This window comes from Edaphobacter sp. (assembly GCF_035532915.1).
In the GTDB taxonomy this organism is placed as follows: domain Bacteria; phylum Acidobacteriota; class Terriglobia; order Terriglobales; family Acidobacteriaceae; genus Edaphobacter.
Map to the genome: position 1 here is coordinate 1 of NZ_DATKQC010000383.1, position 2985 is coordinate 2985.

A 2985-nucleotide genomic window follows, 5' to 3' on the forward strand; every position below is an offset into this window, starting at 1 on the left:
CCCGAGATTGTCTGCAGAAGCACTTGCAGGCCGAATTCCAGAGACGCCTAAACCACGGCGTGTCGTTCGAAGTAGTTCTATAATACGGAACTGCTATTTGAATTACCTTCCCGCTGGAGGAATTCACACCGAAGCGGGAAACCGCCGCTGCGCCACTCGTCAAGGAAGCAGCCCGAAAGGCTTCAGTTCCCACATGCAAAGAACGGTCGCGCAATAGTGCATAGTTGATGGGTATAGAACTCAGCCTGAGCCACCTTGGATATCTGCCCGAAAGCCCTAAGGTCCTGACTTTGTCGCCGGGGGATGCTGGCGGGCTTCCCGAGGTAATCCCGTTTTATCTTCGCCAGAACTGCATTCGCATGCCGCGCGACGCCGGAAGCCAGGAGGGCTTTTCGGATCGCTTCCCTGCTCCGTATGACCTGTTCCGTGGAAGGCTAACGCCGGGGGCCGGGGTGCCCCCCTTGTACCAGGGCGAGTTGCGAAAGATCTCGAGCCGTTGGGGTTCCCTGTGGCAAGCGGATTTCAGCCGCTTCGACACCCCGGGCAGTTATCAGATCGAGACTGATTGGCAGATCTCTGCTCCGTTCGCCATTCGCCCTCGCGTCTATGACCGCATCATTGCCAGCTATCTGGGCTTTCTGCGCGCTCAACGCTGTGGCTGCGCGGTGTTCGGCGTCCACGATGCCTGCCACCTTGACGATGGCATCCTCGACACCGATGGTTCACCGCTGCCGGCCGCAGGCGGCTGGCATGACGCTGGCGACTTCCGCAAGTGGCTCGCCTTCACTCTCTACCATATCGATGCCCTGCTCACGCTGTGCGAGAGGCTAGGCGACGACCTTGAGCGCGGAGGCATTGCACCTGGTTCGCTGCTCGACGAAGTGTCGTGGGGCAACGTTTACTTTCATCGCATGATCAACTCTCAGGGGCAGGTCTATGAGGACGTCGCCGGCGGCAGCTCACCGGCAGACAGTACTTTTACCTACGAAAGCAACTGGTGGTTTGAGAACCATCCCGGCTGCTACGGCGATGCCAGCGACAACCGTTGGACAGACAACGTGCCTCGCTCAGGCGACGAACGCAGGATTCGCACCGCATACAATCCCCTGGTCCAATGGGCCTTCGTTCACGTCCAGGCTCGCGCATCGCGACACCTTCAACCACCCCAGGCTGAAAGATGCCTGCAACTTGCCCGGCATGCGGCTGCCTTCGGGCGCCGGCACCGCCACGACAATCGCACGCTCTTTCTGGCCGCAGAGCTACGCGGAAACCTGGAGCTGCTTGCAGCCGGAGACGCGTCGGTCGATCTACCAGCTCTCATCTCCTCGGCGCAGGAATTGATGCGACGCCAGGCAAAGGTTCCGGAGGGATTGTCTGGCTATTTTACAGAGGCAAACGCGTCCGATGGATTCCGTTCCATCGCCTTCGCAGCGGACCCCGCGCTCACCCTCCTCCGGTTCTGGGAGCTGCGTTCACTCTTGCACGACACGCCGGTTGCAACGCAGGCTCGACAGGCAGTCTTCGACTACATCGAGAACTACCTTCTGGCCGACTGCATCAGCAACCCCTTTTCTCTTACGCCTTACGGCGTATATTTTGACCCGCCTCATCCCGATCGACAGCTCTTTCGCGATGCAGGAACGGGACGCGGCGTGCGAACCTTCATTCATCCGTTCAATCCCCAAGGCATCGTCCACGGGACGAGCTCAGTCCTTACGAGCCACGCGCATCTGCTTGCCCGCGCCTCCGCGTTGTTGAAGCAACCGCAGTGGCGCGGCCCCGCCGAGCGGCTTCTCCATTGGTGTCTTGGGCACAATTGCCTCAACCGATCGTTGTTTTCGGGCATCGGGTACCGCCAGCCCATCGGTTACTCGTTTCGCATTCCGCAGCTCCCTGACGCCATGATGGTCGGCTTCATTGGCAGGCCGGATGATTCGCCTTATCTCGAGGAGTCCACGGCGATTGAATGGAACACGCTCGAGTATTGGAGCATCCCCTTTCTGCAGGCGGCCCAGGCGGCGTGCTGGCTGCGCGACTGAGCGCGGCCGCCTGCTTGACGGGACAGAGGACGGAGGATATTCTCAGCCCGTATTTCAGACTTCGCTTCCGCATTACGAAACTTGGTACCCTATCTTTTCCATGATCCGATTCGCCTCAGAGCAGCAACTCGATGATTTGTTGACGCAACCGAGCGAGACAGATATAGCCTTTGCCCGCAGGCTTCGCGGTGACACCATGATCCTCGGTGCCGGAGGAAAGATGGGGCCCACGCTGGCCGAAAGGCTACTCCGCGCCCTGCGCGCCGCAGACCGTAGGTCGCGGGTGATTGCCGTCTCCAGATTTCAGTCCTCGGAAGCAGAACGCAAACTGGCGGGGGCAGGGGTGGAGACCATCGCTTGCGACCTCCTCGATCCTGACAGCCTCAAGGCGCTGCCGCTGGTCGAGAATGTCCTCTTCCTCGCCGGCCGCAAGTTCGGGTCAGCGGGGGACCCTGAGGTCACCTGGGCCATGAATACTGTGGTTCCGGTGCGGGTGGCGGAGCACTTTCGTGACTCGCGCATCGTCGCGTTCTCCACTGGAAATGTCTATCCTTTTGTTTCCCCGGAACAGGGTGGTTGCGTCGAGTCGGATGTTCCGGCTCCGCTCGGGGAATACGCACAATCCTGCCTGGGACGGGAACGGATCTTCGAGTTCTACTCCAAAAAGTTCAACACGCCGTGCCTGATCTTTCGACTGAACTATGCTATCGATCTCCGCTATGGCGTTCTCGTGGACATAGCGCGGAAAATTTACGAGGGCAAACCCGTCGATCTCTCTGTACCCGCCGTGAATGTCTTGTGGCAAGGGGACGCGAATTCCTACGCCATGCGTTCTCTGGAACTCTGCGAGTCCCCCGCACGCATACTCAATGTCACCGGGCCTGAGACCATCCATGTGCTCCACGCGGCGGAGTTTTTTGCCCGCCGCTTCCAGCGCGAATTGCTC

Annotated in this window: 2 protein-coding genes; both read left to right on the top strand. The window is 59.8% G+C overall.

Annotated features, from left to right (window positions below; translation table 11 throughout):
• Positions 1-227: 227 nt before the first annotated feature.
• The gene (locus VMU57_RS18340) at positions 228-2039 is read left to right on the top strand and encodes a glycoside hydrolase family 9 protein (protein WP_325386069.1); all 1812 of its coding nucleotides are present in this window, start codon (positions 228-230) and stop codon (positions 2037-2039) included.
• A gap of 100 nt (positions 2040-2139) precedes the next feature.
• On the top strand, positions 2140-2985 hold an 846-nt coding region (locus tag VMU57_RS18345; RefSeq protein ID WP_325386071.1), incomplete at its 3' end, for an NAD-dependent epimerase/dehydratase family protein.

Bases quoted from the DNA above. Each gene is read 5' to 3' on its own strand.
- VMU57_RS18340 (WP_325386069.1), top strand. From the start codon at position 228: ATGGGTATAGAACTCAGCCTGAGCCACCTTGGATATCTGCCCGAAAGC.